The sequence below is a fragment of the Saccharothrix hoggarensis genome, assembly GCF_042678885.1.
Classification (GTDB): Bacteria; Actinomycetota; Actinomycetes; order Mycobacteriales; family Pseudonocardiaceae; genus Actinosynnema; species Actinosynnema hoggarensis.
In genome coordinates this window covers 1-1,313 of sequence record NZ_JBHTLK010000485.1, presented here as the reverse complement: position 1 = coordinate 1,313, position 1,313 = coordinate 1, and the positions used below count along the sequence as shown (strand labels likewise).

Below are 1,313 nucleotides of genomic sequence, written 5' to 3'. Positions count from 1 at the left end.
GTCCCGAGAAGTTCCGCCAGGTGCTGGAGGACGAGTACCTCAAGCGCAAGCTCGTGGACGGCCCCGCGCCGGAGGTGCCCGCGATCCCGCGTGACCACATCGGCGTGCACCGGCAGAAGGACGGTTTGTTCTACGTCGGCGCCGCGCCGATCGCGGGCCGGGTGTCGGGATCGACGTTGGTCGAGGTGGCCAAGGTCGTCGAGCGGGCCGGGTCGGGCCGGGTTCGTCTCACCCCGCAGCAGAAGTTGGTGGTGCTGGACGTGCCCGAGGCCGAGGTCAAGGGCCTCCAGGCGGATCTGGCGAAGTTGGGGTTGCAGACGGAGCCGTCGCCGTGGCGGCGGGGTGTGATGGCGTGCACCGGCATCGAGTTCTGCAAGCTCGCGATCGTCGAGACCAAGGCACGCGCGGTCGATCTGGTCGCCGCGCTGGAGTCCCGGTTGGCCGACGTCGTGGCGGGGGTGACGGAGCCGATCTCCGTGCACATCAACGGCTGCCCCAACTCGTGCGCCCGCATCCAGACCGCGGACATCGGCCTCAAGGGCATGATCGTCACCGACGCCGACGGCAAGCAGGTGGAAGGCTTCCAGGTCCACCTCGGTGGCGGACTGGGGTTGGACGCAGGCTTCGGCCGGAAGTTGCGTGGCCACAAGGTGACCGCGGCCGAGCTGTCGGACTACGTCGAGCGCGTGGTGCGGAACTTCGTCGCGAGCCGGCACGACGACGAGAGGTTCGCGCAGTGGGTCGTGCGCGCCACCGAAGCAGACCTGAAGTGAGCGAACGCGCGACCCCGTTCCACTGCCCCTATTGCGGAGACGAAGACCTCCGCCCGCAGGAAGAGCCCGACTACTCGTGGCTGTGCTCGTCCTGCCGTCGAGTCTTCATGGTCAAGTTCGTGGGTCTCAACCTTCCACAGGAGGTGCATCGATGACCGCCCCGACCAGGGTCGAGGAACTGAAGGTGATCGCCGAAGCGGCGAGCGTGGAGTTGGCCGATGCCGGCGCCGAGGAAGCGCTCGCGTGGACCGCGCAGACCTTCGGCAAGAGCTGGATCGTCGCGTCGAACATGCAGGACGCCGTGCTGATCGACCTGGCGACCAAGGTCAAGCCGGACGTGGACGTGCTGTTCCTGGAGACCGGCTACCACTTCGCCGAGACCATCGGCACCCGTGACGCCGTCGACCTCGTCTACCCCGACGTCCGGATCATCAACGCCGCCGCCGAGCAGTCCGTCGCGGACCAGGAGAAGGAATTCGGTCTGCTGAACCAGACCGACCCGACCAGGTGCTGCCAGTTGCGCAAGGTCATCCCGTTGCA

At 67.5% G+C, this 1,313-nt stretch carries 2 protein-coding genes and 1 pseudogene; all 3 read left to right on the top strand.

The genetic code is table 11. The features are described from left to right. Positions 1-773: pseudogene (locus ACFQ3T_RS36655) on the top strand (nitrite/sulfite reductase); the annotation flags it as partial. Then, entirely contained in the window at positions 770-928 is a 159-nt protein-coding gene (locus ACFQ3T_RS36650) for an Insertion element protein (RefSeq protein ID WP_380730775.1), read from the top strand. The pseudogene ACFQ3T_RS36655 and the gene ACFQ3T_RS36650, both read left to right, overlap by 4 nt. After that, on the top strand, positions 925-1,313 hold a 389-nt coding region (locus ACFQ3T_RS36645), incomplete at its 3' end, for a phosphoadenosine phosphosulfate reductase domain-containing protein (RefSeq protein ID WP_380730770.1). The genes ACFQ3T_RS36650 and ACFQ3T_RS36645, both read left to right, overlap by 4 nt.